Raw genomic sequence first — 25,595 nt, 5'->3', positions numbered from 1 at the left:
TTAGTGTTAGGGCTATTTATGGCCATAATTTCAACGTCCACCTCTCTGTGGGCTCAAAATAATACCAGTTACTGGCAACAACATGTAGATTACACTATGAAGGTGGATATGGATGTTGAAAACTTTCAGTACACCGGAACTCAGACATTAGTGTACACCAATAATTCCCCTGATGTTTTGAACAGGGTATATTACCACCTCTTTTTCAACGCCTTTCAACCCGGTAGTGAAATGGACGTGAGACTTCAAAATATTGCAGATCCCGATGGCAGGATGTTTGTTGATGGCAAGAGTAGGATTGCCTCTCTTACCCCGGAGGAAATAGGATATTTAAAGGTGTCTTCCCTAACCCAAGACGGGGCAGCAACCTCCTTTGTAGAAGAGGGGACAGTTCTTGTTGTGGAACTGGCAAATCCGATCCAACCAGGCGCCAAGGCCACCTTGGAAATGGAGTTTAAGGGACAGGTTCCCGTTCAAATCAGAAGATCAGGAAGGAACAATGCCGAAGGTGTTGCGCTATCCATGAGCCAGTGGTACCCAAAATTGGCTGAATATGACTTTGAAGGATGGCATGCCGATCCGTATATCGCCAGGGAATTCCACGGCGTATGGGGAGATTTTGATGTCTCCTTGACCATAGACAAAAAGTATGTGGTTGGAGGAACTGGGTATTTACAGAACCCACAAGAAATTGGTCATGGATACCAAGCCCCTGGGACCAAAGTAAAAAAGCAAAAAGGAAAGACATTGACGTGGCACTTTAAAGCGCCAATGGTACACGATTTTATGTGGGCCGCAGATCCCGAATACATTCATGATACCTTACAGGTAAAAGATGGACCACTGCTTCATTTCCTTTATAAGAACAACCCAGAAATTCTTGAAAACTGGAAAAAACTTCAGCCCAAGACCGCTGAAATGATGGAGTTCTTTAGCAAAAACATAGGGAAATACCCTTACGATCAGTATTCCGTAATACAAGGGGGAGATGGCGGAATGGAATATGCCATGAGTACCTTGATAACGGGCGAACGAAAATTTGGAAGTTTGGTAGGGGTTACGGCTCATGAAATGGCCCACTCCTGGTTCCAGCATATCCTGGCCTCCAACGAGTCCAAACACGAATGGATGGATGAAGGGTTCACCTCTTTTATTTCCGGTCTCTACATGAACGAGTTTATGGGGGAGAAAAAGGACAATCCGTTTGAGGGAGCTTATAAGGGCTATTATAGATTGGCCACCTCTGGAAAGGAACAGCCACAGACCACGCATTCTGATCGATACGACCTAAATTTTGCCTATGGGGTTACTGCCTACAGCAAAGGGGAAATCTTTTTGGCACAATTGGGATATGTTATCGGGCAGGACAAATTAATGGAAGCCCTTCGTAAATATTATGACGATTTTAAATTTAAACACCCTACCCCCAACGATATCAAAAGAAGTGCTGAAAAAGTCTCTGGCATAGAGTTGGATTGGTACCTGACCGATTGGACACAGACGACCAATACCATTGATTATGGCGTAAAATCCGTTGAGGAAATGGACGGTAAAACCCAAGTGACCTTAGAAAGAATTGGACTTATGCCAATGCCACAGGATATACTTGTTGTTTATGAAGACGGAAGTCAAGAAACGTTCTATGCGCCTCTAAGAATGATGAGGGGCGAAAAAGAAAACCCATATGCTTCCTTGAGCAGAACGATTTTACCGGATTGGCCATGGGCATATCCAACCTATGATTTCACTATTGACAAACCGATGGGAGAAGTAAGGGCCATTGTCCTGGATCCGTCGGAACTAATGGCAGATATTAATAGGGACAACAATATTTACCAAAAAGAAGCACAATAGAAATTGTATTCCTAAAAAGTACAATTACCGTATTTTTAAGGGTCATTTATACAGCCCCATTTAAAACCCTATTCCAGGTGTTTTAAATGGGGCTTTTTTGAACCATGGCGTATTTGTATACATCGAGGTCTTCGCAGTCCGCTCCCTATTGGTCATTAATATCCGTTCTTTGTCCAGGACCCTGTTTCTATATCCGAAAAGGTGAAAAAATGGTTTGGTAAAGAACCTTGCCGTTTTTACGTTCACCAAAAGAACACCATTCTTTTTGCTTTCCCATGTTATCCCTGGGAGTATGGTAAGTAGGGCATCCATGCGAATTCCCCTTAAAAAGGAAGAAAGTGTTAAGGCCAATGAAGGGATCTTTTTGATCAGGAAAAATCCATCTTCCCCCTGTTTTTGGTATAGTGGCATAAATATTCTCCCAGCTCTCGGAGTCCTTACTTCCCCTTGCTTTTCCTTTGCGATCACCTGTCCTTTAGCAATCTTTTCAAAACTGTTGAATCCTGGGGCCATTTTAAACTCGTCATTCGGTGCAATACTGTGTCGATAAATGATTTCGTAAAACGAGCGATTGTTACTTGCAGAATTCTGCAGCTGCAAATAATAATTAGAGAACCCCTTTACCTCGTCTTTGGCCAACACTCCGCTGAAGACCAAAGCCAACCATAAGAAAGCGATGCTGTTCAATACAGCTTCTTCTTCCGTATGCTGCCCTGATTCGAAACCAAGGGAAAGATATCCCAAGGTATTGATATAACTAAGCAATGGGCCTTGCAAATATTCCTCCATTCCCAAAATAGTGGGTACGGGAAAGAGGAATGAAAATTTCCTGTTGATCAGTGCGTCGTTAATAGTAATAAAGGGTAGGGTTTTACTGGAAGTGGTATGAAAATCTATAAAATAATAAGGCGGGGCTTCCTCGGACAGGATTTGGACGAGCACCCCATATATTTCACTTAACTGCCTTTCCTCTTCCCCTAATTTTGTTGCCTCCTTGTTTAGGATATCCTTTATTTGGTCTTCTGTCCACATCCTATTGAGATCCTTCTCCAGAAATCTTTTCCCTTGTAATTGGGCCGGGATGTTTCCCCTAATTCCATAAATGGCCCCAGTAAGACTCAAGGATTCTTCCGCTATTTTTTGAAACACCTTTTGGATAGCTTCACATCCCGAGGGTTCGTTGCCGTGAATTCCTCCAAAAAAAACCAAGGTTGGTCCTTGCTGTTTTCCTTTCAAATAGCCGATGACCCTGTTTTTAATTTCCTTCATGGTTAATGAGAATGGAGGTCGTTGCTGGTAATAATGCCCACCAATTTTTTTCCCTTTACCACAGGAAGACAGTTAATGGCTTTGGATTGCATAATACTCTTTGCCTTTACCAATTGCTCATCCTCCGTAATGGTAATTAGCTGGGTCTTCATGATATCGCGAATGCTCTGTTCCAGCTCGCCTGGTTTTCCCAAATAGTGCTCCACATCCGTCCAGGTCAATAGTCCTACCAAATCCAGATCATCGTCTAGGATAGGCACGTGGTGTATATTTTTCCACTGCATCATTTTTAACACCAACTCCGCACTGTCATTCTCTTGAGCCGTGATGGCCTTGGTATTCATGGCCTGACCTACTTTGGAAAATTCTTCCTGGAAACTGTGTTCATCCCCCCTTGGCAATTCCCAAGCATCAACGGTATAGCCCTTCTTTTGCTGTTGATACATGGATGCTGTTATAATTGCCAAGGCATTTAAGGATTTGTGCTCTTTTATTAATTTTCGATAGGCCTTTACCGTCCACCTGGATCCATTATAGGATTTTATTCTTTTCTCAATAATGGTCAAATAACGTTCCGCATCTTCGGGAGCCACATCCATGGCGTACAATCCCCTGTATGCCATAGGTAAGAGGTGGTCCAAGAGCAGGTCGTGGCTAGACACTAATTTGCCATCCCAATAAAATTGGGTCGCCATCCCATATCGTGCAGCATTGTAAAAATTGGTCTTTACATCCTTAAAATCCATTGTAGTGTGGAGGTCATTGTACTTTTTGGGCCTTCCTTTCATTATACCCACCCAAAACATCATATTGGCAATTTCATCGTCAGTGGTAGGGCCGGAAGGGATATACCTGTTTTCAATGCGTACATGTGGTTTGTCCTTGGCGGCCCCATAACAAAGTCGGTTCCATTTATATACCGTGCCGTTGTGTAGGTTTAAGGCCCTAAGTTTTGGTATTTTTCCCGCCTTTAGTTCACTTAGGCTATCGGTCTCAAAATTAGTGGTCAACATACTCCTAAAACCAACAATCGATTCCTTATAGAAATCAACAATACTTCCTCTTGCCCAATCGTCGCCAAAATTTACCCTTGCTTCCCTTTCATTTAACAGAAAGGTGCTTGCCCTTGTATCAACACTTTGGGTGAATAGGGCTATTCGTGTTTCTTGCCATAATTCCCTTCCCATAAGCATGGGCGCATTAGTACAAATAGACAGCAAAGGCCCGGCAATGGCCTGTGACCAATTGTAGGTGTCCCTAAAATCATCCGGATCTATCTGCAAATGGGATTGGTAGCTGGTGTTGCACCCTTCGTACAACACGGAATCGTGGTGTACATTGAGCTCATCCACCCCCTTGATATGAAGTTCAAAATCATCTTTTCGCATCTGCTTAACGGCATCGTTCAGTATTTGATATCGCTTTATTGGGGTCATATAGGGCAAATTCAATTGCTTTTGGGTAATGGTAGGCAGTATTCCAGTTAGAATAATTTTATTGCCGTGTTTTTCTGCAACCTGATCTGCCTTTTTTAATAAGTCGTCCAATTGCCTGTGCATGTCTGAAAAACAAGTGCCTTTTAATGGCAAGGGATCTAGATTGATCTCCAAATTATACAAAGCTATTTCCGTTGTAAAATGAGAATCGTTTATTTCCTTCAATATCTCAAGGGCCTTATTTGAAGGTTGCCACGCCCTGTCTACCAGACAAAATTCCTGTTCGGCCCCAATACGGATGGGGCTTTTCTCAAACATATTGTTTTGCAACATATGCTCCAAGGCCTCAATATCTGTTAGTAACTGCTTTATGTACTTTGAATTATTTGGGCTTTTCAATAATGCCTCTACATGTAATTCTCCCATTTCATCTCAATTTTGTTTGTGTCTATGTCCTCATTTAAAACATCTTTCAAATTAGCTTCCTTTGAATTTTTGACCTATGATGAATGTCATAAATTAGAAACTGTGGTTTTTATTTTTACTTTTACGCCACCATGTCATTTACATTCCCTAAAAAAGAAAAATTAAAGAGTAAAAAGCTCATTGAACAATTGTTTGCTGAAGGGAAAAGTGTTTCCAATTATCCCGTAAAACTCATCTATCTTAAAACCGCACACGACGACGGTTCTAAAATTAAAACAGGAGTTACCGCATCGAAACGGAATTTTAAAAGTGCCGTAAAACGAAATCGGATAAAAAGGCTGATGCGCGAATGTTACCGCTTGAACAAACCCTTAATTTTTAACAACATAGAGGGAGACTATGCGTTTATGTTTTTATATCTTGGAAAAGATATGCCAACATATGAGCATTTAGAAACATGCTTTAAGCTCATTATAAAAAAACTTTTAACCAAAGAGAATCATGAAAATGTCGATTAAAAAAAAGGTTCTTATTCCTATACTTGCCCTGGTATTTCTTGTTGTAGGCTCTAGTTATAAAAGTGATTTCTTTGAAATTGCCAAGCAGATAGAAATATTTACCACCTTGTTTAAAGAGTTGAACATGAACTACGTGGATGAGACCAATCCTGCAGAGCTCATGGACAATGCCATTAAGAACATGCTGGAAGGTCTTGATCCCTATACCAAGTTTTTAAACGAGCAGGATGTTGAGGCTTACAAGATCAATAATGCAGGGGAATATTCAGGTATTGGCGCGGTAGTGCGTTCCTATAAGGATAAATTAGTGGTTATAGAACCTTATAAAAACTATCCTGCGGATAAGGCTGGCTTAAAGGCAGGGGATGAAATTATCAAAATAGGGGATATAGGCATTTCGGAATTTAAGGATGATGGCAGTGAACTTTTAAAAGGGGCGAACAATACATCTGTAGAAGTAACCTATAAAAGACAGGGACAAATCAATACAACCACCATTGTCAGGGAAGCAATAGAAGTGGACGCTGTTCCTTATTATAAAATGGTGGATGCCAAAACAGGGTATATTGTCCTGGCAAAATTTAATCAGAAAGCGTCGGAACAGACAAAAGAGGCCCTGATAAATTTAAAAAACGAAGGGGCTGAAAAAATCATATTGGACCTCAGGGGCAATCCAGGGGGGTTACTTTCCGAGGCCATCAATGTGACCAATATATTTATTCCCAAAGGCGAGCTCGTGGTCACCACAAAATCCAAGGTCAAAAAATTCAATAGGGAATACCATACCAAAAACCAACCGGTAGATGAGAATATCCCTCTAGTGGTCTTGGTCAATGGCAGAAGTGCATCGGCCAGTGAAATTGTATCTGGAAGCTTACAGGATTTGGACCGCGCCGTGATCATGGGCGCACGAAGTTTTGGCAAAGGGCTTGTTCAAAGACCCCTGAAACTAACGTACGGAACACAGTTGAAAGTAACTATTTCCCGCTATTACACTGCCTCTGGCAGATGTATTCAGTCCTTGGATTACTGGAACCGGGATGAAAACGGCAAAGCCGTAAAAAACAGCAAGTTTACCGACTTTAAAACACGCAATGGTCGTAAAGTACAAGACGGGGGCGGAGTATTGCCCGATATAGAGATCAGTGCCCTACGAACCAATGCCATGACACGAGGACTATTGGATAGCAATGTGATTTTTGACTTTGCCACCCAATATTACTATCAAAATAAATTGAATGCCCTGTCCGAATTTAATTTTACCGATAACAACTTTGAGGCTTTCAAGACCTATGTGAACCAAAGTTCTTTTAGCTTCGAAACCAAAACGGAAAAGGCTTTGAAAGAAGCGATGACCCCAGAAGAAAAGACTATCTATGGGGCGGAGGTAGAAGAGGGGTTTAAAAACTTATTGGTGCAGATCAACAAAAGTAAACTCACTGCCTTGGACAAGTATAAAAACGAGCTCCAGAAAAATTTGGAGGACGAAATCATCAAGCGCTATTTCTACAGGGAAGGCCTATATGATTATTACCTGGGTCATGATGACGCCATCTTGGCGGCAACCGCATTACTGGCCGACACTTCCAAATACAAGGATGTTTTAAGGTAATTTTCCAAAAACATTTAGATGCATTAGTTTTAAAAAGGTAGAATTGTTCTGCCTTTTTTTGCTTTTGGTATGTTCACTGAAATATGATATAATAACCTATATATTTTATATCTTGGGGATGGTCTTTTTTAACAAAAAACATCTTTATGATAACCAACCGTATTCCACTTTTCCTACTGATCATTTCTTTTGCCTATCCATGGATGGGCCATGCCCAATCCGATAAGAAATCGGTAACCATTGAAGAGCTCATGCAGCTTAAAACCGTTAAAAATCCAGTAATTAGTCCGGACGGACAATGGGTGGCGTTTACGGTTGCTGAAATGGATTTAAAAAAAGATGCTTGGGAGACCCGTATTTGGATGGTTCCTTCCAAAGGGGGAGAAGCTATCCCCATGACTGCAAAAGGATATTCTGCCTCGGAGCCCAAATGGAGTTCAGACAACAAATACCTCTCCTTTCTAGCCTCCAAAAAGGAAGGTGACAAAACCCAAGTATGGACGTTGAACCGGCAAGGCGGGGAAGCGGAACAGCTCACCAAAATCCCACAAGGAGTGTCCTCCCATGAATGGTCGCCCAAGGGGAAGGAATTGATGTTGCGAATTAAGGATCCCAAACCCGAGGAGCTCACAGCGGATAAAGAAGATGATAAAAAAGCGAAACCCTATGTGGTAGACCGTTTACAGTTTAAACAAGATTATCAGGGATATTTAGACCGTTACAGAACCCACCTTTATATCTTAACCATGGGTGATTCCATCCCAAGGCAGATCACCTCGGGCGATTTTGATGATGAAGACCCTGTTTGGAGTCCGGATGGAACGCAAATTGCCTTTACCAGCAATAGGTCGGACAATCCGGATGGAAATTCGAACACCGACATTTGGATCGTAAATACGGTCAATACAAATAAAGGGGAATCCTTACGCCAAGTCACTACTAATCCCAATGCCGATTTTTATCCCCGATGGAGTCCAGATGGCAAACATCTCGTTTATAGAACCGTCACGGATAAAAAGGCGATTTGGTATGCCACACAAAAATTGGCTATTATCCCGGTAGACGGAGGGCAACCGACCCTATTGGCAGAAGCCTTGGACAGGAATATCAGCAAGCCGACCTTCTCGGAGGACGGGAAGCTGATTTATTTTATTTTGGAAGAAAGCGGTACTAGTGTTCTAGCTTCAATTGACCCTTCAGGCAATAATCTTAAAAAGATTATCCAAGGAGATATCAGTATCTCGGATTATGATGTGAAAGCTGGGAGTATCTTCCCTCTTTTGGGTAAGGCAAACCAACCCTACGAGGTGTATAATTTTACCAAATCCTTAAAACAACTGACATCCCTAAACGATGGACTTCTAAATAAGATGGAGAAGCCCAGCATTGACAAAGTACATTTTAAGAGTGCCGATGGCACCCAAATAGAAGGGTTTGTAGTGAAACCCATTGGTTTTGACGCTGGCAAAAAATACCCTACCATCCTTTGGCTTCACGGAGGGCCCGTGAGCCAATATCAATTTGAATATGACATAGAGCCCCAACTATTTGCTTCTAATGGCTATGTGACGCTTTTAATCAACCCCAGGGGCTCTTCAGGCTACGGCCAGGCTTTTTCAGAGGCCCTTTTTGCAGATTGGGGCAACAAGGATTATCAAGATGTTATGGCCGGTATTGATTATGTGATAGGACAAGGGTATGCAGATCCCACTAAATTGGGAGTGGGGGGTTGGTCCTATGGCGGCATCCTGACGAATTATGTCATCACAAAAACAGATAGGTTCAAAGGGGCCGTTTCGGGAGCCAGTGAAGCCTTATATCGTTCCAATTATGGTCATGATCACTATCAACTCACATGGGAATTGGAATTGGGACTACCATGGGAAAATGCAGAGGCTTGGGAGAAAATATCCCCTTTCAACCAAGTAGCAAACATTACTACCCCGACCTTATGGATAGGGGGAGAAAAGGACTGGAATGTTCCCATTCTCAATTCCGAACAAATGTACCAAGCCATGAAGAGATTGGGCAGGGATACACAATTGGTCGTTTATCCGGGCGAGCACCATGGGATTAAGCGCCCATCTTTTGTAAAAGATCGTTTGGAACGATACCTCCAGTGGTTTAAAACACATGTTAAAGGGGAAAAGTAATCCTTAGGGATTTCTGGTTGCTAAAAATTAAAGTTTAATGCTGGGTAAACCAACCCGCATTTCTATTTTTGCAGCCCATTTTTCTAGAATTATTTAGTCAAAAAAGAACAAAGCATGACAGAGAGGGACGAATATTTTATGCGCAGGGCCATTGCCTTATCTGCAGAAGGGATGAATGCCAATGCCGGCGGACCTTTTGGAGCGGTCATTGTAAAAAATGATGAGATCATTGCTGAAGGTTACAATAGGGTGACCTCAACAAATGACCCCACCGCCCATGCCGAGGTCGTGGCCATCAGGCTCGCCTGTGAAAAATTAGGGACCTTTCAATTGGACGATTGTACCATATATACTTCATGTGAACCTTGCCCCATGTGTTTGGGAGCCATATATTGGGCCCGTCCCAAACAGGTGTTTTTTGCATGTGACCGTGAGGATGCCGCAGCTATAAAGTTCGATGACCAGTTCATTTATGACGAGTTAAAAAAAGACATGGGAGACCGAGAGATCAAATTTGTCAGCCTACTGCGAAAAGAAGGGGTGAAAGTTTTTGAGCAGTGGGCTCATAAGACAAACAAAACAGCTTACTAAATACCAATCCGATACTATGGAAACATATTTGGACTTGGAGAACTGGGACAGAAAGGATCACTTCCATTTTTTTAACGGATTTGAAGAGCCATTTTGGGGGATAACGGTGGATATTGACTGTTCCATTGCCTATACCAAGGCGAAAGAATCAAAGGTTTCCTTCTTTCTGTGGTATTTGCACAAATCCATCATGGCCATCAACCAAATCCCTGAATTTAAATACCGCATTGATGATCAGAACAGGGTAGTGATCCATGATACCATATGCGCCTCCGCCACTATTCAAAGACCAAACGGAACTTTTGGTTTTAGTTATATTGATTATTGCCAGGAATTTGAGACCTTTAAAGAAGAAGCTCAAAAAGAAATAAAAAGGGTACAAAATGCCAAAGATTTAATGCCAGCCACTAACTCTGACGCAGTTGTACATTATTCCTCTTTGCCCTGGTTGAAATTCACCTCATTCTCCCATGCCAGAAGATTTTCCACAAGGGACAGTGTTCCCAAAATATCTTTTGGCAAAATGACGGAGACCGATGGTATAAAAACTATGCCCGTCTCCATACATGTGCATCACGGCCTAGTTGACGGAATTCATATGGGCCGATATGTGGAACACTTTCAACAGCTCATGAATGAACAATAGCACATTAACCTACTTAACGTTAGTAGCTTAACGAAAAAAATAATATTCAAAAAATAAAACAATTAAATTTTTGTATTATTTTTAATACGAATATTTATTAATTTTTATCATGGGTAAAGGCACAGTTAAATTCTTCAACGAATCCAAGGGATTTGGTTTCATCGTTGAGGATGGTTCAAAAAAGGAACACTTCGTTCACATTTCGGGATTAATCGATGAAATCCGCGAAGGAGATGAGGTAGAATTTGAGCTTAAGGAAGGAAAAAAAGGAATGAATGCAGTAAACGTAACGGTATTATAATTTACCGGTTTTCTCAACTTTTTAGTACCACATCAGCCCGTTTCCAAGACGGGCTTTTTTGTCTCCAATAATTAACAGCTTGTGGTTATGAACAATGAAAAATTAACTCAACAGTCAAGCAAAGGAATATATTTGGCCATAATACTGTTTCTCCACATGGTCATTGGCGTAAACCTCCTTCAGGCCCAAGAGCCATCATCCTTTCAATGGAAAAATAGGTTAGTATTGATCCTAGTGAACGATCTATCAGAAGAGGTTTATATAAAACAGCTGGCCGAATTAAATGCCCATAAAAAAGGATTGGAAGAGCGAAAACTAATAGTGTACCACATACAACCCCATAGGTATACGGTTGGCTTGGCAGGCCAAAGTTGGCAGCACTCAAAACGGCTGTATAAAAAATATAAGAAAACAAAAGCGACATTCGAGATCATTTTGGTGGGTTTGGATGGCGGCAATAAACTTCATAGAATAAAGTTTTTGGGGTGTAAAGAATTGTTCAACACCATAGATGCCATGCCCATGAGAAGATTGGAAAAACATTAACCCACGACAATACTTGCTGAAAATCAATACGATAGCCCGCAAAAAATAGGCTGTACTTGGTGTTCATGCTGAAATTTAATAGCGTACATTCGCCAAAAAAATAAATGACCATAGAAAGTAGGGTATTGGCAGTGGAAGCATTGTACGATCAACTTGAAAAGGAGATTTCAGGATTCCAATCCCACACCAAACTCCATTGTATCACTGGCTGCGGAAAATGTTGCACCAAACCGGACATTGATGCTTCCCCTCTGGAATTTCTGCCATGGGCATTTCATCTTTTTTTATCGGGAAAAGCAGAAGAAACCTTGGAAGCCTTGAAAGAGCGCTCCGCTGCCCAGTGTTTTTTATACAACCCCGTTTCACTTTTAAGTGATAATAATGGTAGTTGTGGCCAGTACAAATACCGCGGATTGATCTGTCGTCTTTTTGGTTATGGCGCCAGTAGGGATAAGATGGGACAGTTGCGCCTGGCAACCTGCAAAATAATCAAGGAGGGGCAACACGAAAACTATCAAAAAGCTTCTCAAGATATATCCAATGGGTTGCAAGTACCCATTTTTATGGACTACTATATGAATCTTTCACAAATCGACTTTAGAATGGGGAACATCATTGTTCCCATTAACCGAGCTTTAATATTGGCCATTGAAGAGGTCTTACAATATTACGCCTACCGCCCATTTCCTGGTGGACTTAAAATTACGGCATAATTGAGAGATTGGTCATTGGATGTGCTATTTTGGGTTGGACGATCGTTATAAAAAAACACCTCAGTTCTCGTGTTTATATTGTTGATTATGTGTATCTTACTTAACTGCTTAGTATAAAAATCCCCTATTGAGTTACTAAAAACTGATACCTATGGGGGAAAACATAAAAATTGTTATAGTAGAAGATGAGATGCTGATAGCAGCAAACATCTCCTTGCAACTGCAAAATTTGGGATACGAAATAGGGGGCGTTTTCCCTAGGGGAGAAGAGGCTTTAGCCCACCTAAAAGAACATTCTGCAGATATTGTTTTACTGGATATTCAATTAAAAGGCGACTTGGACGGTATTGAAACGGCTGCAAAAATTAAGGAGCTATATAAGCTTCCCGTCATCTTTCTGACTGCCAATACAGATGATGCGCATTTCAATAGAGCAAAAGAAACCCATCCGCACGCCTTTATCTCCAAACCCTTTAAAAAATTAGATTTACAGCACGCCATAGAACTGACTGCCGAAAACCATCTGCACTCTACAAATACCGATCACTCTTTACCCACAGCCGCGAGTTCCACTATTGTCTTGGAAGACCGTATTTTTGTGAGGCACCATGAAAAAATGGTGAAAATTATAATCAAGGACATCCAGTATATAGAGGCCGAAAGAAACTATTCCAGAATCTATTGCTGTGATAAATCCTTCTTATTGGTCATTACATTAAAGGACTTGGATAAAAAGCTGCCACAGGAACACTTTATGCGTATTCATAGATCGTACGTCATCAATCTGTCCCAGGTAGATGAAGTAGCCAATTCCCATGTGGTCATTGCCAAAAAAGCAGTACCCTTGAGCAAAGCATTCCGGAAAAATTTTATGGAACGGCTACAGACCATTTAAGGATGTTGCCACTTAAATTTTAGGGTGGCCTTTATTCCTTTGGTATTTTCATAGGTAAGTTGTCCGTCTAATTGATGTACAAGCAAATCGATCATTTGCTTCCCAAATCCTTTGTTTTTGGCATGTTCTTCTTGTTTTTGGCCCACCCCGTCATCGGCGACGCTCAAGACCATTAGACCACTATTTTCACGCTCCATGGTCAATTCTATCACCCCTTTTCTGTTGTTTGGAAAAGCATACTTAAAGCTGTTGGTCAACAATTCATTCACGATAAGGCCTATAGGTACGGCCGTATCCATATCTAGTTCTATGTTTTTAATTCCATAGTTGATTTGGATCCTGTTTTCAGCCCCGAACGATTCCAGCACATGGGTTCCAAGATCTTTAAAATAATCGTACATATCAATAGCAGCCAAATTCCTATCCTGGTATAACCGCTTGTGGATCATGCTCATGGAATATACCCTATTCTGTATTTCTTGCATAGCAGCGGTCAGGGTATTGCTCTTTAACTGTGAAGCTTGAAGCGCTAAGAGACTGGATATAATCTCCAAATTGTTTTTGACCCTGTGGTGCACTTCCTTCAACAGATACTCCTTTTCCAAATTTTGTTCTTGCAGCCTTTTATTTTTTCTTCTGTTATTTTTGAAGGCCACATAGCCCATAGCCAAAAACATCATAAAGAGGACAATGGTAATGGTCATAAACACCTGTCTGATGTTTTGTTGGATCAGTCTGGTTTCCTGTAACTGAATCGTATTTTCCTTTTGGGCCACATCATATTGTGTTTGGAGCAGGGAAATTCGTTGATCGGCCTCGGCTGTAAAAATCTCTTTTTCCAGTTTGTCGTACTGCTCAAAGGCTCCATATGCCTTTTGGTAATTGTGGTTTCCGGCATGCGCCCTGCCCAATGCCTCATAAGCCTGGCTGAGATAGAAAATATCTCCAAATTCATCCGTTGCGATAACTAAACATCGTTCCAGACTTTCAATAGCCGAGATATATTTACCCTCCAATATTTGAAGTTTACCAAGAGACAGCCATGAGCGCATCAGTAAAAACTGATTGTCCAAAAGTTTAGCGTATTTAATGGCCGAACTGCCTGCCTCATCTGCTTCATCAAATTTCCCCAGATAGGCATAAAGATCTATCAGGGAAATATAGACATCTGCCAGATTGTTGTAGAAACCATAGCGTTCCCCTATTACGTTGGATTGCTTATAATATTCCAACGCCCTTTCATAGTTTGCCGTCCCCAAATAGTTATTTCCCACCACATAAAGGGCAAAACCATAATCGAGATCATTGATTCCCCTTTCCTTAAATAATCGAACCGATTTAAGCCCGTGTTGTAATCCAATCATAAATTTTGATTGTTTCCAAAATATGTTGCTCAAGTCACAGTAGGCTTGGGCAATTGCCCATTTGTCGTTTAGGGCTTCTCCAAGGGTCATCGTTTCCATGGCAAATTCCGCCGCCTTCCCCAAATCTCCCCTACGCTCATAAACATATCCCAGTTGGGTGTTTAAAAAGGGCAGGTCTTCTTTTTTTACCTTGGTTTTTGCCTCAAGTAGTAGCTGTTCCGCCCTATTCAAACGCTCCATTCTAAGCAAAATAGCCCCTTGGGTCATCTGTAACCTTCCTTCCCAAAGGGTATTTCCCAACCCTTTTGCAAGCAGGATGCCCTTTTCGCTAAATTCCAAAGCTGTGTTTAAGTTGCGGGTGTGCCAATAATACGCCAGATCGTTAATTACCTCCAGTTTTAGCGTGTCATTAGTGATGGATGTAAGTCCCTCCTCCAGAACATGGAGGTAGGAGCTCCCGAAGTTATCCGTTGCTACAAAAATTTGTTGATAAGGTTCTTCTTTGTTAAAATCAAAGATTTGCCCCTGGCAGAGCGCATTGCTTCCAATGGCCAGCACCGTGATACATATCAATTTTTGAATGGCTTTTTTCATTCATTTAAACGTATTACGGTAAGATCCAAGGTATTTAAAGGTACAAATATTAATGATGTAAATGCTCTGATAATGAAATACCTAGGTTCGGTAATAAATTAAAGGCACTCGTCCCAACACGATTGCTTTTAAAGCATTAAAGTCTTTACTTAAGTAATCCAAAGTCTCCCCTTTTCATTTTTATTAATGTGTCGCTTTATGAAAGCACTGCTCACTTTTTGCCTGTTATCACTTTTTCTGGGTTATTCCTGTAACGGGATTGCCGAGCAAATGGAGAAGGAAAGGAAGCAAACCGAGCAGCTAGTTCAAAACAATATTGAGACCTATATAAACTCTTGTTGGAACCAAAATGATGGAGGTGCCCTTGAGGCGATTACCGACGCTACATTCATCCGCTCCTTAAACGGCATAAAGGTGGTAGCCACGCAAAAAGAGATGCAAGCACATATTAATGTATTTGCCAAAGGATTCCCCAATATGAAGGTTTCTTTGGAAAATATGTCCCTCAAAGAGGATAAGGTCTTTTTGAAATGGCATTTTACGGGACTCAATTCTGGAATTTATGGTGAATGTGCGCCCACCGACAAAAACGTTAAAATAAGCGGGTTAAGCCAACTTACGTTTAATACCAATGGGATCCTGTTAAGGGAAGAAACCTATTTCAACGAGTTGAGCCTTATGCAACAATTGGGCTATAATTTGAGTCCACCTGAGCAAAAAACAACTATTAATCAACCTAAATAATTATGAAAACACTAAAGAAAACCATTTTAACTACCGTACTAATTCTATTGTTGCCCTTGGCAGGTATTGCACAAGAAAGCAGTATGAAGTCTTTTTGGGTACACGAAGATGTGGTAAAACCATCTATGGTCATGGAATATGAGACCGTATGCAAAGAACTAGTTTCCAATATGAAAAAGTATAATATCACAGAAGCTAATTTTATAGTTTCAACTATATCTGGATCCCGCTATCTTTATGTAGGCGGCATCTCCAACATGGCCGACTTGGATAAAAAGGTCTTCAGTACCCTTGCGGAAAAAATGGGGGGCGATGCGATGTCGGACCTCTTTAAGAGGATGGATAAGTGTTATGATATTGAGCATGACTATGTTATTCACTTAGACTCTGATCTGTCCTATATGCCAAGTGGCATGACCCAAACTCCAGAAGGAAAAAATTATCGAAAATTCCATTATTTATACATAACACCCGAAAATCGCGATTTGGTCAAAGAAAAAATGAAAGCGATAAAGGCACTCTGGGCCAGTAAAAATTCCAAGGTGGACTACAGGGTATATAAGAGCGGTTTTGGAACCAAAGGAGAGTTTTATATGGTCGCTGTTGCAGCCAAAGATGCGGTGGATTATGCCATTAGTGCAAAGGAAAACCAAGACCTTTTGGGGCAAGAGGGAGAAAAAATAATGGGAGAGCTCTATAAAAACCTATTGCGATATGAGGAACATGTCGGAGAAATGAGACCTGATATGGCCTATTCCCCTTCAAACTAAATTAACAGATGCAAAAAAATAAAATATCATGAAAAAAATAATCACTATTGGGATCATAGCCATCCTTTTTATCACATGCCAGAGTAAAGGGCCCGAACGATATTCGACCACAGGATCCGAAATAGACCTGGTCAAGGAACTAATTCAAAAATATGAAGCTGGGGACTGGGATAATTGGATCACCCATTATGCAGATACCGCAAAGATACACCATAATACTTGGGAAGAAATTTCTACCTCCCCAAAAGAAACCATGGAAAATCTTAAAGCAAACCTCTCTAATCTCTCGTCCTATCAATTTGATGATGACCCAATTTACTATGAAAAAGTGCTCACGGATGAAGGCAAGACATGGGTTAATTTTTGGGGCAAATGGAGGGGAGTTATAGCAGCCAACGGAAAAGAGATTACAATCCCGGTACATTTGAGCATCAATATAGAAGATGGAAAAATACAAGAAGAGTTTGGAATGTACGACCTGACCACCCTTACCATGGAAATGAATGCGCTGAACAATATGACCGCCGATGAAAAAACAGTGTTATCCTCCATTCAAAAAGTGGTTGAAGCTTGGAATAAAAATGACAAAGCACTTTTTGGATCCATTTCGGTCAAAGATTTCATAAGGAATGGGAACGGACTTCGCGTAGCGAATAATCCCGAGGAATACGGAGCTTTTATGGATCTCTACCATAATGCTTTCCCAGATTTTAAAGTCGTAGCAGACAACACCGTCATTATGGGAAATACGGCCTATATAAATTGGACCGTAACCGGAACCAATACAGGAGAATTTATGGACAATCCCGGAACGAATAAAAAAATAAAAGCACATGGGTTAAGCGTCTGGACTTTTAACCCAGAAGGTAAAGTTGTCCAAGAAAATGCATTCTCGGATAATTTAGAAGTATATAGACAATTGGGTTATACAATGCCGACACCCCAATAAAGAATTAAAATAAACCTAACGGAGATTCTATTTTGATTTGTATTCGGGGGGAAAAAATCAGAAAGTTCGTTAGGTTTTTTAACGTATTTGCAAACATGAGTATCACAGCCGTGACAGACCCCCATTGATGTTGCGAAAGAGTATCCCCAGCATTAACCCTTAAAAACAAAGCTATGGAAACCAGCACAAAGACTACAATAAGCCCCTCTAGAATCATAGAAACCGGAATGGGGTTTTGGGCATCAAAAACGCTTTTGACAGCAGTTAATCTTGGGCTGTTTACACATTTGGCCAAGGGGGCGCTAACCGCAAAGGAAATAAAGGAACAATTGGAATTGAACGGAAGAAGCCTTTATGACTTTTTGGATGCCTTGGTGGCCCTTGGGTTCTTACATAGAAAAGGATTGGAGCAGACTGCAGTATACAGTAATACCGCGGAGACCGACCTATATCTTGACAAGAGCAAAGCCACGTATATAGGGGGCATGTTGGAAATGGGGAACAACAGACTTTATCCTTTTTGGAATAATCTGGAGGATGCCTTAAAAACGGGACTGCCCCAAAATGAGGTAAAAAATGGAAATATGCCATTTTTTGAGGTCTTGTATTCCAATGAAAAAAGACTGCGACAGTTTATAAGTGCAATGGGGGGGTTTCAGATGGGAAATTTTATCTCTTTTGCCAAAACTTTTGATTTTTCAAATTATAAAACACTTTGTGATATTGGGGGGGCAGGATGCGAATTATCTATGCAGGTTTCTACCCACCACCCCCATATGGAATGTATTTCTTTTGACTTGCCCAAGGTATCGGAAATTGCACAAGAGAAATTAGAGGAGATGGACTATTCCCCAAGAATAAAGATAGTTTCCGGCAACTTTTTTAATGAAGATTTTCCAAGTGTTGATGTGATCACCATGGGAAACATTCTTCATGACTGGGGAACTAGGGATAAAAAACTATTGATTTCCAAAGCGTACCAAGCCCTGCCCAAAGGAGGGGCATTGGTGGTATTGGAGAACCTAATCGACGATGAGAGGAAAGAAAATGTATTTGGACTTTTAATGTCTTTGAACATGCTCATTGAAACTTATGAGGGATATGATTTTACTGCAACCAAATTTAAAAGATGGGCCAAGGATGCCGGCTTTCAAAAAACCGAGGTAATACCCTTAAACGGTCCTACAAGCGCTGCTATTGCATATAAATAACCATTAAATATAGAAACAAATGAGAAAACTAATTTTTACGATGTTACTAATACCGTTATTGGTAGTATCACAGAGCACCATGGAATATCCCGTTATTGAAAATGGGATGATTACCGCAAACCCGACAAAAGTCAAAGAATTTGAAAAAGGGGTGGCTGCCCATAACAAAAAGTACCATGCAGAGGGTGCTTATGGGGCAAGAGTCTATTGGATTTCCAATGGCACCAATGTGGGTAAATACATGTGGGTAATGGGGCCATTGACCTGGAGTGCTATGGACACAAGACCGGCCAAGGAAGGTCATGACGAGGATTGGAATACCAACATTTTGCCCTATACCATGGCAGAAGGTGATCAAACGTATTGGAGATTCCATCCGGACCTCTCCAACTTTCCAAAAGATTTCAATTTGAAATATTTAAGAGTAATGATGTTGGATATGATGTCTTTTAAAGAGCAACAGTTTTTAGAACAGCTCGATAAAGTAGCCGCAGTGATGAAAGCAAAATATCCCACCGAACCTTATGGTATGTATACCAACGAAATGCCAAGTAGTAAGGACGGCAGGGATTTTGCCTTTGTTGATTTTTTTGATAAAATGAGCTTTTTGGGAAGGGAAGACACCTTTCCAAAAGATTTTGCTGCTGTACATGGAGAGGGAAGCTGGGAGTCCTTTTTAAATGTAATGGCCGAAACCACTACTGGCATGCAATCTGAACTATGGATGTTTCGGGAAGATCTAAGTGGACTTGGCCCAAAAGTAATTGCCATGGAACGACAATAGATCCTGGAATTTAGGAGTATAATAACTATTAGATAAGCACCAATGATGAAACCCGGTTAATTCTGGGTTTTATTTATTAAGGTCATTATCTTTTGCTGATTTTGTTCCCCGAGATCGCCTTTTGACGGGAACACTTGAACCTGCTAATCTCAGGATTACGCTTCTTGAGATGCTTCTGGCTCACCCCGCTATTGACCCTCTTCCGCCAGCGCTTAAAACTTCCTTCCTTAAGATTGGTACGCATCAATTTTATGACTTCCTTTTCTGGAATTTCAAATTGAAATTCGATAGCCTCAAAGGGCGTGCGGTCTTCCCATGCCATTTCTATGATCCTATCTAATTCCCTTTCGTTAAACGTTGTTCTCATCTTGTTTTTTTATTTTCTTGAACCAAGTTGATTTTCTCCCACATTTGCTCTGCATTCAGCCTAAAACTGCCCACATAATCAAAATTACATTCGTGAGGAGCAATTACGGATAAAAAAGGTTCTTCCTTCTTATCCCTATATAAATGATATGTTTCACCCACTACGGGCTCAAAATTAAACCGGGCCCCATAAATTAAATTATTATACTCAAACTGCTCCATCATCTCATCATATGCCGCCTTTAGCTCAACATATTTGGTGTTGATTTGATGGTTGACCTTGTGAATGTTCTTATTTTTCCAAGCTACAGTGTCCGTGGCGGTAATCTTAGGGGCCCCCACTCCTGTGGCATAAGGTTTTAAAGCAGCATCATAGCGCTGGTCTTCCTTGTTAAAAACAATTTGATCTGGTTTTTTAGTAGTGCCCATAATTTTTGTAAACCTACTTCCGATAATTACTTTAAAAAATCGATGATTTTTGAACTCATAGGGTCTACGGATGATTCAAATGTTTCCAATAGCCTACCTCTTTCATCCAACAGGTATTTTTGAAAATTCCATTTAACCGTGGAACTTTTCTTTCCGTTCCTATCTTTTCTAGTCAACCATTGGTATAGCTGGTGTTGTTGCTTTCCTTTGACCTCCAACTTCTCCGTCATTAAGAAATCCACTCCATAATTCAGTTCACAAAACTTTTGAATCTGCTCAGCGTTTCCCGGCTCCTGCGAGCCAAATTGGTTACAGGGACACCCGATGACCACTAGTTGATCTTTATATGTATCCTGAAGTTTTTGCAGTGGTCTATATTGTTTGGTATACCCGCATTTGGAGGCCACATTTACAAGGAGCACCTTTTTTCCCTTAAAATTTTCCAAATGAATGGGATTGCCATTAAGGGCGTTTAATTTAACCGTATACACAGAGGGAGACTCCTTTGGTATATTGATATCCATTGGAGATGTATTCATTACCAATTTCTTGGCCAAAGATTTTAAGGGGTGCATGACCGAATTTTTATGCTGACAAATTTCCTTTTAGCCGCTTTTCAATTTTTTGTTTAATAAGGGTAAGTCGTTTCATGAGATCCATGATTCTACTGTCATTTTTTTCCTTATAAACCTCATTAAGACCAAGAATAAGTTCTTTCACCTCTCTTGAGGCAACAATACGGTCGTTAGTAGATTTGAATGAAGTTTTGCGTTGTTCAAACTCCAAAGCTCTATCCATTATATCCATAGAAGAATTATTTAATAGTTGTGTTGACATCAATCTAATTGTTCCAATTGCTTCATAATTTCTTCGGCCTCAAATACTTTTTCATCACTTTGCTTTCGGTTAGTGGTGGAAAGGGCATGTGCCTCCTTCATTAGTTTTTGATATTTTTCCTGAAGAACTTCTTTTTCTGATTTTTTTTTGAATAATCCGAACATAGCAATTTATGTATTAAATTTTGGAGTACATACTTTCTTAAGTCGATATTAACATGTACTTGGTAAATTTACAAAATGTTTATCTATTTTTATATTTTGTTAAACAATATAACATGCTTTTAACCTTTTAACCCTCCAAATTTTAGCTAAAAGTCAAATTATCGACTTCTACATACTTGAAGATACACTTAATTTCCAGGGTATTTTTTATCTTTAGGACTGTTTTTATTTAATTTCGGACCCCCTAGAAATTCTTTTTTAGAATTTGTTTTTCGGTATCGGGATATTAGTAACTTTTCCACCACAATAAACCAACCAAAATGAAAAGACGTAATTTCTTTTTGCTTTCCTTGGCCGGACTTGCAACTGTGGCCGTTCCGTCTTACTGTGTATGGAAAAAAAGCAACAAAAAGAAAAACCCACTTTACGAGCCTAGAATTCTGACCACTATTTTAGAGCCCTCTGATATTGTAGAAATGGGCAAGATGTACTGTAATCAGTTTCCCGACAATGGCCTGGAAGAGAAATTACAAGGTTTCCTTACTGAAAACATAAATAAAGATACCAGCGATCTCGCATCTATTTTGGAACAAGAGGTTAAAAAGGATTACGAAACTGGAAATACTGTCGTTTTAGATGGGTGGATCCTTTCAGAAACAGAAGCCGTACAGTGTGCCCTTTTCTCCATTTCAGAATCAAATCTCATCTAATATGCATATAGATGCTCGTGAATTGGACGCCAATACGACCATAGAAGGTGACATCTGCATCATAGGAGCAGGTGCTGCTGGTATTAGTATAGCCCTGGATTGGATCAATTCTCCATTTAAGGTGATCCTATTGGAGGGTGGAGGATTTTCATATGAAGATGAAGTCCAAAATTCCTATGCTGGAGAGACTTCTGGCCAGAAATATTATCCTTTAAAATCAAGTAGGTTACATTATTTTGGAGGCACAACAGGGCATTGGGCGGGAATGTGCTCACCTTTTGACAACATAGACTTTATGGAACGCAACTGGGTACCCCATAGTGGTTGGCCCATTACCAAAAAAGATCTTGATCCCTTTTATAAAAAGGCACATGAAACGTTGCAACTAGGCCCTTACAATTACGATTTTGAATATTGGCGCAGTGTTCTTCCGAACTTAAATCCCTTTCCTTTGGACAAAAATGTGGTTTGGAATAAAATGTGGCAATACAGCCAGGCCAGATTTGGAAAAATATATAAGGATACCCTTCTAGATGCCAAAAAAATACAACTTTATACCTATGCCAGTGTTACAGAAATAAATGCCAATTCCAATGGCAACCATATTGGGGAAGCGACCATAAAAACCCTTGCGGGCAAATCCCATACCGTGAAGGCAAAATATTTTATAATGGCCTGCGGTGCCATACAAAATGCGCGACTCCTTTTGGCTTCCAAGTCCATTTCCAAAAATGGTTTGGGCAATGACAATGACCTTGTGGGACGTTATTTTATGGAGCATTTGGAGGTCCCTTCTGCAGAACTTTGGCTGTCCAAACCTTTTCCTACAGACCTTTATTCCTGGACCTTTGGGAAGACCAAGGCCAGTGCGGAATTGGCTATTTCCGAACAAATGCAAAAAGAACATCGTATTTTGAACGGCACAGCGTCTCTGGTCCCCTTAACTATTGGAAGGCTTCAAAAATCCAAATTGGAAACATGGACCAATGGGAATCCTAAAAAAGCCATGAAAAATATGATGAAGGATTGGGATTTGGCCGCTGAAAAAGCAAAAAAAGACAACAAGGGTGCCATTTCCAAGGCTTATCAGCTCAACACCCGTATAGAACAGGCACCCAATCCCAATTCCAGAATAACCCTAGGTTCGGAGCTAGATGCCCTTGGTGTCCCCAGGGCACACCTTCATTGGGAACTTACGGCCTTGGATAAAAGAAGTATCCGGAAGATATACGAGCTTATCGGGCAACAAATGGGGATATCAAATTTGGGAAGAGTACGCCTATTAGAGTTCCTTCAAGATCCAAACGACGACAGTTTTCCGGACACTGTAAACGGAGGATGGCATCATATGGGGACCACTAGAATGGCCAATAGTCCCAAACAAGGAGTGGTAGACGCCAATTGCAAGGTACACGGGATCGCAAACCTTTATGTGGCAGGTTCAGGGTGTTATACCACCTCTGGTGCCCCTAATCCAACCCTAACCCTGGTAGCACTTTCCCTTCGTCTATCCGAACATTTAAAAGAAAAATTAAAAGAACCCATTCTCTAATAACTCATGTAGCTTACTCTTACTAACCGAATAAAAATTAGTTAACCTATGGACCAGTATATTGAAGAGGAATCTTTTAAGGGCGTCAATTTTCTTGAATCCCCTTTACAAAAAGGGTCCTATGAAAATTGTTCCTTCAACAACTGTGTTTTTTCTAATTGCTACCTATCCCAAATTATATTTGAAGAGTGCACTTTTAGCGATTGTAATTTTAGTATGGCGCATCTAAAAAATGCTTCTTTCAGGGATGTGGTATTTGAGGATTGTAAACTGATGGGGCTGCGTTTTGATGAAATGGATGACTTTTTATTTCAGGTAAGTTTTTTTGGGTGCAACTTGAAATTATCAAACTTTTATCAGAAAAATATTCCTGAAACGAAATTTGTACATTGTAATCTGGAAGGGGCCGATTTTTCAGAGGTGAACTTATTGGGGGCTACCTTTGACCAATGTAACCTTAGAAATGTCATTTTTGATAGAACAAATTTGGAAAAGGTAGACTTTTCCACTTCCAATCATATTCAAATGGACCCGGATAAGAATAAATTAAAAAATGCCAAATTCTCCACCGATGGGGCACTGGGGCTATTGGCCAAATACCAAATAAAAATTGACTATTAAAAGGATATTATATCTGGGTCTTATAAGTGTAGTGACCTTGGTTGCCTGCAAGGAAAACACTCAATCCAAGCCCCAAAAAAAACAGGAACCTGTTAATGGATCCCCTATTAAAAACAAAGTTTCCCTGATCATTTTGGGAACTGTCCAGGACGCGGGCTCACCTCATATTGGATGTACCAAAACTTGTTGTGAAAATCTATTTTTAGAACCCAGTGAAGAAAGAAGGGTAGTCTCCTTGGGCGTAGTGGATTCTGATCACAAAAAGAAATATCTCTTTGAGGCCACACCAGATATTTCCAAACAACTAAAAGCACTAAAAAACTACGACACGTCCATAAAAGAAGAAATGCCCGATGGGATATTCCTTACCCATGCACATATAGGACACTATACTGGTCTTATGTATCTGGGAAAGGAAGCGATGAGTTCAAAGGCTGTTCCTGTATTTACCATGCCCAAAATGAAATCATTCTTAGAAGAGAACGGGCCTTGGAGCCAGCTGGTGAACAATAATAATATTGCCCTGAAGGAGCTATCAGAGCCGGGAGAGCTTAGGCTTACCCCCCATCTTAGCGTTTCCCCAATTATAGTACCGCACAGGGACGAGTATTCCGAAACCGTTGGGTTTACCATATTTGGCCCCCATAAAAAAGTGCTATTTATACCTGATATTGACAAGTGGCACAAATGGGACAACAGTATCATTGCGTCTATTTCCAAAGTAGATCTAGCCTTTATTGATGCTACCTTCTACGATGGGGAAGAATTGGACAATAGGGATATAACCCAGATACCACATCCATTTGTAATAGAGAGTATGGCCCTTTTTAAAGACCTATCGCCCAAAGAAAAATCCAAGATCTATTTCATCCATTTAAACCATACCAACCCCTTGTTGGACAAAAATAGCAGTGCCTATAAAAAAGTATTGGAAAATGGGTTTAATGTGGCCCATATTAAAGATGTGTTTCCCTTATAGCGCAGTTATTTTTTGATGAGGGCATTATTATCAAAAGATATACCCTCCCATCCCGTTTGCATAAAATTCCTAATGTTCTGATGATTTTCCCCATTGAGGTTTTTTAAAACATCTTGGCGATAATAGTCTCCAAAACAAACTAGGGCTTCTGCTTTGTTCAAATTATGGAGCTTAGCAAAAAAAAGCAATTTACAAGATCCTGAATTCTGCCCAGCCTCGTTTACCAGCCTTCCATTGGTAAACCTTACGGGCTCAAATAAATAATGGTCCTCAATAACGGCTATGGTTTCCTTGAACGATATTTCTTGTGGATCATTTCTCAATTTTTCAACAAAGGCAGATACGGTCATTGATCACTGATTTTATAGTTTGATAGTACAAATATATACCAAGTAAAATGGCTGTCTAAAATTAGAATACCGTGCTATCTTCGTTCATTGTTTATAAAATAGATTTTTTTCGACTTAAATGCTTGAGATTAGTAAATCATCTTTATTCGTTAAAATACTGTTAATCAAATCTTTAAATTGGTATTTTAATAATTTTATAGTATCTTTTGAG

The 25,595-nt window shown here is 40.4% G+C and carries 28 protein-coding genes; 19 read left to right on the top strand and 9 right to left on the bottom strand.

Going from position 1 to position 25,595, the window contains the following annotated elements; all coding sequences use genetic code 11:
* The first annotated feature begins 18 nt into the window (after positions 1 to 18).
* Positions 19 to 1,854, top strand: a complete 1,836-nt coding sequence (locus tag SB49_RS12310) for a M1 family metallopeptidase (protein ID WP_235537868.1) — start codon at positions 19 to 21, stop codon at positions 1,852 to 1,854.
* Positions 1,855 to 1,914: 60 nt separating this feature from the next.
* On the opposite strand, the gene SB49_RS12305 is transcribed toward SB49_RS12310, so the two are convergent.
* Positions 1,915 to 3,123, bottom strand: a complete 1,209-nt coding sequence (locus SB49_RS12305) for a succinylglutamate desuccinylase/aspartoacylase family protein (RefSeq protein ID WP_062057016.1) — start codon at positions 3,121 to 3,123, stop codon at positions 1,915 to 1,917.
* 2 nt (positions 3,124 to 3,125) lie between these two features.
* A complete protein-coding gene (locus SB49_RS12300; RefSeq protein ID WP_062057014.1) occupies positions 3,126 to 4,985 on the bottom strand; it encodes a CBS domain-containing protein in 1,860 nt (619 codons plus the stop codon).
* Between the two features lie 131 nt (positions 4,986 to 5,116).
* Here SB49_RS12300 and rnpA point away from each other — a divergent pair, with 131 nt between their 5' ends.
* From rnpA to SB49_RS12255, 9 genes are all read left to right on the top strand, one after another.
* Positions 5,117 to 5,503, top strand: a complete 387-nt coding sequence (gene rnpA, locus SB49_RS12295; RefSeq protein ID WP_062057012.1) for a ribonuclease P protein component — start codon at positions 5,117 to 5,119, stop codon at positions 5,501 to 5,503.
* A complete protein-coding gene (locus SB49_RS12290) occupies positions 5,487 to 7,115 on the top strand; it encodes a S41 family peptidase (RefSeq protein ID WP_062057010.1) in 1,629 nt (542 codons plus the stop codon). The genes rnpA and SB49_RS12290 overlap by 17 nt, the downstream gene beginning before the upstream one ends.
* A 146-nt stretch (positions 7,116 to 7,261) precedes the next feature.
* Positions 7,262 to 9,268, top strand: coding sequence for a S9 family peptidase (locus SB49_RS12285; RefSeq protein WP_200960636.1), 2,007 nt, complete (start codon positions 7,262 to 7,264; stop codon positions 9,266 to 9,268).
* Positions 9,269 to 9,382: 114 nt separating this feature from the next.
* Positions 9,383 to 9,859, top strand: a complete 477-nt coding sequence (locus tag SB49_RS12280) for a nucleoside deaminase (RefSeq protein WP_062057008.1) — start codon at positions 9,383 to 9,385, stop codon at positions 9,857 to 9,859.
* Positions 9,860 to 9,875: 16 nt separating this feature from the next.
* Positions 9,876 to 10,505 carry a chloramphenicol acetyltransferase gene (locus SB49_RS12275; RefSeq protein ID WP_062057006.1) on the top strand — a complete coding sequence of 210 codons (630 nt, stop codon included), beginning with the start codon at positions 9,876 to 9,878 and terminating at the stop codon, positions 10,503 to 10,505.
* A 109-nt stretch (positions 10,506 to 10,614) separates the two neighbouring features.
* Positions 10,615 to 10,806, top strand: a complete 192-nt coding sequence (locus SB49_RS12270) for a cold-shock protein (RefSeq protein WP_062057004.1) — start codon at positions 10,615 to 10,617, stop codon at positions 10,804 to 10,806.
* Positions 10,807 to 10,893: 87 nt separating this feature from the next.
* Positions 10,894 to 11,352, top strand: a complete 459-nt coding sequence (locus SB49_RS12265) for a DUF4174 domain-containing protein (RefSeq protein ID WP_062057003.1) — start codon at positions 10,894 to 10,896, stop codon at positions 11,350 to 11,352.
* A gap of 104 nt (positions 11,353 to 11,456) precedes the next feature.
* Positions 11,457 to 12,065, top strand: a complete 609-nt coding sequence (locus SB49_RS12260; protein ID WP_062056995.1) for a YkgJ family cysteine cluster protein — start codon at positions 11,457 to 11,459, stop codon at positions 12,063 to 12,065.
* A 151-nt stretch (positions 12,066 to 12,216) separates the two neighbouring features.
* Complete coding sequence (locus SB49_RS12255; RefSeq protein ID WP_062056994.1) at positions 12,217 to 12,960, top strand: LytR/AlgR family response regulator transcription factor; 744 nt, start codon at positions 12,217 to 12,219, stop codon at positions 12,958 to 12,960.
* Here the strand turns inward: SB49_RS12255 and SB49_RS12250 are convergent.
* A complete protein-coding gene (locus SB49_RS12250) occupies positions 12,957 to 14,918 on the bottom strand; it encodes a sensor histidine kinase (protein WP_062056993.1) in 1,962 nt (653 codons plus the stop codon). The genes SB49_RS12255 and SB49_RS12250 overlap by 4 nt on opposite strands.
* Before the next feature lie 198 nt (positions 14,919 to 15,116).
* Here SB49_RS12250 and SB49_RS12245 point away from each other — a divergent pair, with 198 nt between their 5' ends.
* The 5 genes from SB49_RS12245 (at position 15,117) to SB49_RS12225 (ending at position 19,376) form a co-directional block, all read left to right on the top strand.
* The gene (locus tag SB49_RS12245; RefSeq protein ID WP_062056991.1) at positions 15,117 to 15,662 is read left to right on the top strand and encodes an ester cyclase; all 546 of its coding nucleotides are present in this window, start codon (positions 15,117 to 15,119) and stop codon (positions 15,660 to 15,662) included.
* A 2-nt stretch (positions 15,663 to 15,664) separates the two neighbouring features.
* The gene (locus SB49_RS12240; RefSeq protein WP_062056989.1) at positions 15,665 to 16,432 is read left to right on the top strand and encodes a hypothetical protein; all 768 of its coding nucleotides are present in this window, start codon (positions 15,665 to 15,667) and stop codon (positions 16,430 to 16,432) included.
* 28 nt (positions 16,433 to 16,460) lie between these two features.
* Positions 16,461 to 17,381 (top strand): nuclear transport factor 2 family protein, encoded by a 921-nt coding sequence (locus tag SB49_RS12235; RefSeq protein WP_062056987.1) that lies wholly within the window; start codon positions 16,461 to 16,463, stop codon positions 17,379 to 17,381.
* A gap of 173 nt (positions 17,382 to 17,554) precedes the next feature.
* Positions 17,555 to 18,592, top strand: coding sequence for a methyltransferase (locus SB49_RS12230; RefSeq protein ID WP_062056985.1), 1,038 nt, complete (start codon positions 17,555 to 17,557; stop codon positions 18,590 to 18,592).
* 19 nt (positions 18,593 to 18,611) lie between these two features.
* Positions 18,612 to 19,376, top strand: coding sequence for a hypothetical protein (locus SB49_RS12225; RefSeq protein WP_235537750.1), 765 nt, complete (start codon positions 18,612 to 18,614; stop codon positions 19,374 to 19,376).
* 85 nt (positions 19,377 to 19,461) lie between these two features.
* Here SB49_RS12225 and SB49_RS12220 read toward each other — a convergent pair whose 3' ends face one another.
* The 5 genes from SB49_RS12220 to SB49_RS15990 are packed head-to-tail and all read right to left on the bottom strand — an operon-like array spanning position 19,462 to position 21,172.
* On the bottom strand, positions 19,462 to 19,743 hold the full coding sequence (locus SB49_RS12220) for a TIGR03643 family protein (RefSeq protein WP_062056981.1): 282 nt from the start codon (positions 19,741 to 19,743) through the stop codon (positions 19,462 to 19,464).
* On the bottom strand, positions 19,740 to 20,171 hold the full coding sequence (locus SB49_RS12215; protein WP_062056979.1) for a DUF2452 domain-containing protein: 432 nt from the start codon (positions 20,169 to 20,171) through the stop codon (positions 19,740 to 19,742). The genes SB49_RS12220 and SB49_RS12215 overlap by 4 nt, the downstream gene beginning before the upstream one ends.
* A gap of 26 nt (positions 20,172 to 20,197) precedes the next feature.
* Positions 20,198 to 20,746 carry a glutathione peroxidase gene (locus SB49_RS12210; protein ID WP_082591113.1) on the bottom strand — a complete coding sequence of 183 codons (549 nt, stop codon included), beginning with the start codon at positions 20,744 to 20,746 and terminating at the stop codon, positions 20,198 to 20,200.
* Positions 20,747 to 20,756: 10 nt separating this feature from the next.
* The gene (locus SB49_RS12205) at positions 20,757 to 20,978 is read right to left on the bottom strand and encodes a hypothetical protein (protein WP_062059171.1); all 222 of its coding nucleotides are present in this window, start codon (positions 20,976 to 20,978) and stop codon (positions 20,757 to 20,759) included.
* Between the two features lie 29 nt (positions 20,979 to 21,007).
* Positions 21,008 to 21,172 (bottom strand): Lacal_2735 family protein, encoded by a 165-nt coding sequence (locus SB49_RS15990; protein WP_062056977.1) that lies wholly within the window; start codon positions 21,170 to 21,172, stop codon positions 21,008 to 21,010.
* A gap of 320 nt (positions 21,173 to 21,492) precedes the next feature.
* On the opposite strand from SB49_RS15990, the gene SB49_RS12195 reads away from it, so the two are divergent.
* Genes SB49_RS12195 through SB49_RS12180 form a run of 4 tightly spaced genes read left to right on the top strand, consistent with a single transcriptional unit; the run spans position 21,493 to position 25,034 of the window.
* Entirely contained in the window at positions 21,493 to 21,882 is a 390-nt protein-coding gene (locus SB49_RS12195) for a hypothetical protein (RefSeq protein WP_062056975.1), read from the top strand.
* A gap of 1 nt (position 21,883) precedes the next feature.
* Positions 21,884 to 23,434, top strand: coding sequence for an FAD-dependent oxidoreductase (locus SB49_RS12190; protein ID WP_062056973.1), 1,551 nt, complete (start codon positions 21,884 to 21,886; stop codon positions 23,432 to 23,434).
* 48 nt (positions 23,435 to 23,482) lie between these two features.
* Positions 23,483 to 24,055: a pentapeptide repeat-containing protein gene (locus SB49_RS12185; protein WP_062056971.1), complete on the top strand. Its 573-nt coding sequence runs from the start codon at positions 23,483 to 23,485 to the stop codon at positions 24,053 to 24,055.
* Positions 24,045 to 25,034, top strand: coding sequence for an MBL fold metallo-hydrolase (locus tag SB49_RS12180; RefSeq protein WP_335337877.1), 990 nt, complete (start codon positions 24,045 to 24,047; stop codon positions 25,032 to 25,034). The genes SB49_RS12185 and SB49_RS12180 overlap by 11 nt, the downstream gene beginning before the upstream one ends.
* Positions 25,035 to 25,039: 5 nt before the next feature.
* Here the strand turns inward: SB49_RS12180 and SB49_RS12175 are convergent, their stop codons facing one another.
* On the bottom strand, positions 25,040 to 25,384 hold the full coding sequence (locus tag SB49_RS12175) for a HopJ type III effector protein (protein ID WP_062056969.1): 345 nt from the start codon (positions 25,382 to 25,384) through the stop codon (positions 25,040 to 25,042).
* Positions 25,385 to 25,595 lie beyond the last annotated feature (211 nt).

Origin of the sequence: Sediminicola sp. YIK13 (genome assembly GCF_001430825.1) — a bacterium.
Classification (GTDB): domain Bacteria; phylum Bacteroidota; class Bacteroidia; order Flavobacteriales; family Flavobacteriaceae; genus Sediminicola.
The sequence above is the reverse complement of the archived record's forward strand: the minus strand, read 5'-3'. Positions and strand labels throughout refer to the sequence as shown.

Bases quoted from the DNA above. Each gene is read 5' to 3' on its own strand.
- SB49_RS12310 (WP_235537868.1), top strand. From the start codon at position 19: ATGGCCATAATTTCAACGTCCACCTCTCTGTGGGCTCAAAATAATACC.
- SB49_RS12305 (WP_062057016.1), bottom strand. From the start codon at position 3,123: ATGAAGGAAATTAAAAACAGGGTCATCGGCTATTTGAAAGGAAAACAG.
- SB49_RS12300 (WP_062057014.1), bottom strand. From the start codon at position 4,985: ATGGGAGAATTACATGTAGAGGCATTATTGAAAAGCCCAAATAATTCA.
- rnpA (WP_062057012.1), top strand. From the start codon at position 5,117: ATGTCATTTACATTCCCTAAAAAAGAAAAATTAAAGAGTAAAAAGCTC.
- SB49_RS12290 (WP_062057010.1), top strand. From the start codon at position 5,487: ATGAAAATGTCGATTAAAAAAAAGGTTCTTATTCCTATACTTGCCCTG.
- SB49_RS12285 (WP_200960636.1), top strand. From the start codon at position 7,262: ATGATAACCAACCGTATTCCACTTTTCCTACTGATCATTTCTTTTGCC.
- SB49_RS12280 (WP_062057008.1), top strand. From the start codon at position 9,383: ATGACAGAGAGGGACGAATATTTTATGCGCAGGGCCATTGCCTTATCT.
- SB49_RS12275 (WP_062057006.1), top strand. From the start codon at position 9,876: ATGGAAACATATTTGGACTTGGAGAACTGGGACAGAAAGGATCACTTC.
- SB49_RS12270 (WP_062057004.1), top strand. From the start codon at position 10,615: ATGGGTAAAGGCACAGTTAAATTCTTCAACGAATCCAAGGGATTTGGT.
- SB49_RS12265 (WP_062057003.1), top strand. From the start codon at position 10,894: ATGAACAATGAAAAATTAACTCAACAGTCAAGCAAAGGAATATATTTG.
- SB49_RS12260 (WP_062056995.1), top strand. From the start codon at position 11,457: ATGACCATAGAAAGTAGGGTATTGGCAGTGGAAGCATTGTACGATCAA.
- SB49_RS12255 (WP_062056994.1), top strand. From the start codon at position 12,217: ATGGGGGAAAACATAAAAATTGTTATAGTAGAAGATGAGATGCTGATA.
- SB49_RS12250 (WP_062056993.1), bottom strand. From the start codon at position 14,918: ATGAAAAAAGCCATTCAAAAATTGATATGTATCACGGTGCTGGCCATT.
- SB49_RS12245 (WP_062056991.1), top strand. From the start codon at position 15,117: ATGAAAGCACTGCTCACTTTTTGCCTGTTATCACTTTTTCTGGGTTAT.
- SB49_RS12240 (WP_062056989.1), top strand. From the start codon at position 15,665: ATGAAAACACTAAAGAAAACCATTTTAACTACCGTACTAATTCTATTG.
- SB49_RS12235 (WP_062056987.1), top strand. From the start codon at position 16,461: ATGAAAAAAATAATCACTATTGGGATCATAGCCATCCTTTTTATCACA.
- SB49_RS12230 (WP_062056985.1), top strand. From the start codon at position 17,555: ATGGAAACCAGCACAAAGACTACAATAAGCCCCTCTAGAATCATAGAA.
- SB49_RS12225 (WP_235537750.1), top strand. From the start codon at position 18,612: ATGAGAAAACTAATTTTTACGATGTTACTAATACCGTTATTGGTAGTA.
- SB49_RS12220 (WP_062056981.1), bottom strand. From the start codon at position 19,743: ATGAGAACAACGTTTAACGAAAGGGAATTAGATAGGATCATAGAAATG.
- SB49_RS12215 (WP_062056979.1), bottom strand. From the start codon at position 20,171: ATGGGCACTACTAAAAAACCAGATCAAATTGTTTTTAACAAGGAAGAC.
- SB49_RS12210 (WP_082591113.1), bottom strand. From the start codon at position 20,746: ATGCACCCCTTAAAATCTTTGGCCAAGAAATTGGTAATGAATACATCT.
- SB49_RS12205 (WP_062059171.1), bottom strand. From the start codon at position 20,978: ATGGATATAATGGATAGAGCTTTGGAGTTTGAACAACGCAAAACTTCA.
- SB49_RS15990 (WP_062056977.1), bottom strand. From the start codon at position 21,172: ATGTTCGGATTATTCAAAAAAAAATCAGAAAAAGAAGTTCTTCAGGAA.
- SB49_RS12195 (WP_062056975.1), top strand. From the start codon at position 21,493: ATGAAAAGACGTAATTTCTTTTTGCTTTCCTTGGCCGGACTTGCAACT.
- SB49_RS12190 (WP_062056973.1), top strand. From the start codon at position 21,884: ATGCATATAGATGCTCGTGAATTGGACGCCAATACGACCATAGAAGGT.
- SB49_RS12185 (WP_062056971.1), top strand. From the start codon at position 23,483: ATGGACCAGTATATTGAAGAGGAATCTTTTAAGGGCGTCAATTTTCTT.
- SB49_RS12175 (WP_062056969.1), bottom strand. From the start codon at position 25,384: ATGACCGTATCTGCCTTTGTTGAAAAATTGAGAAATGATCCACAAGAA.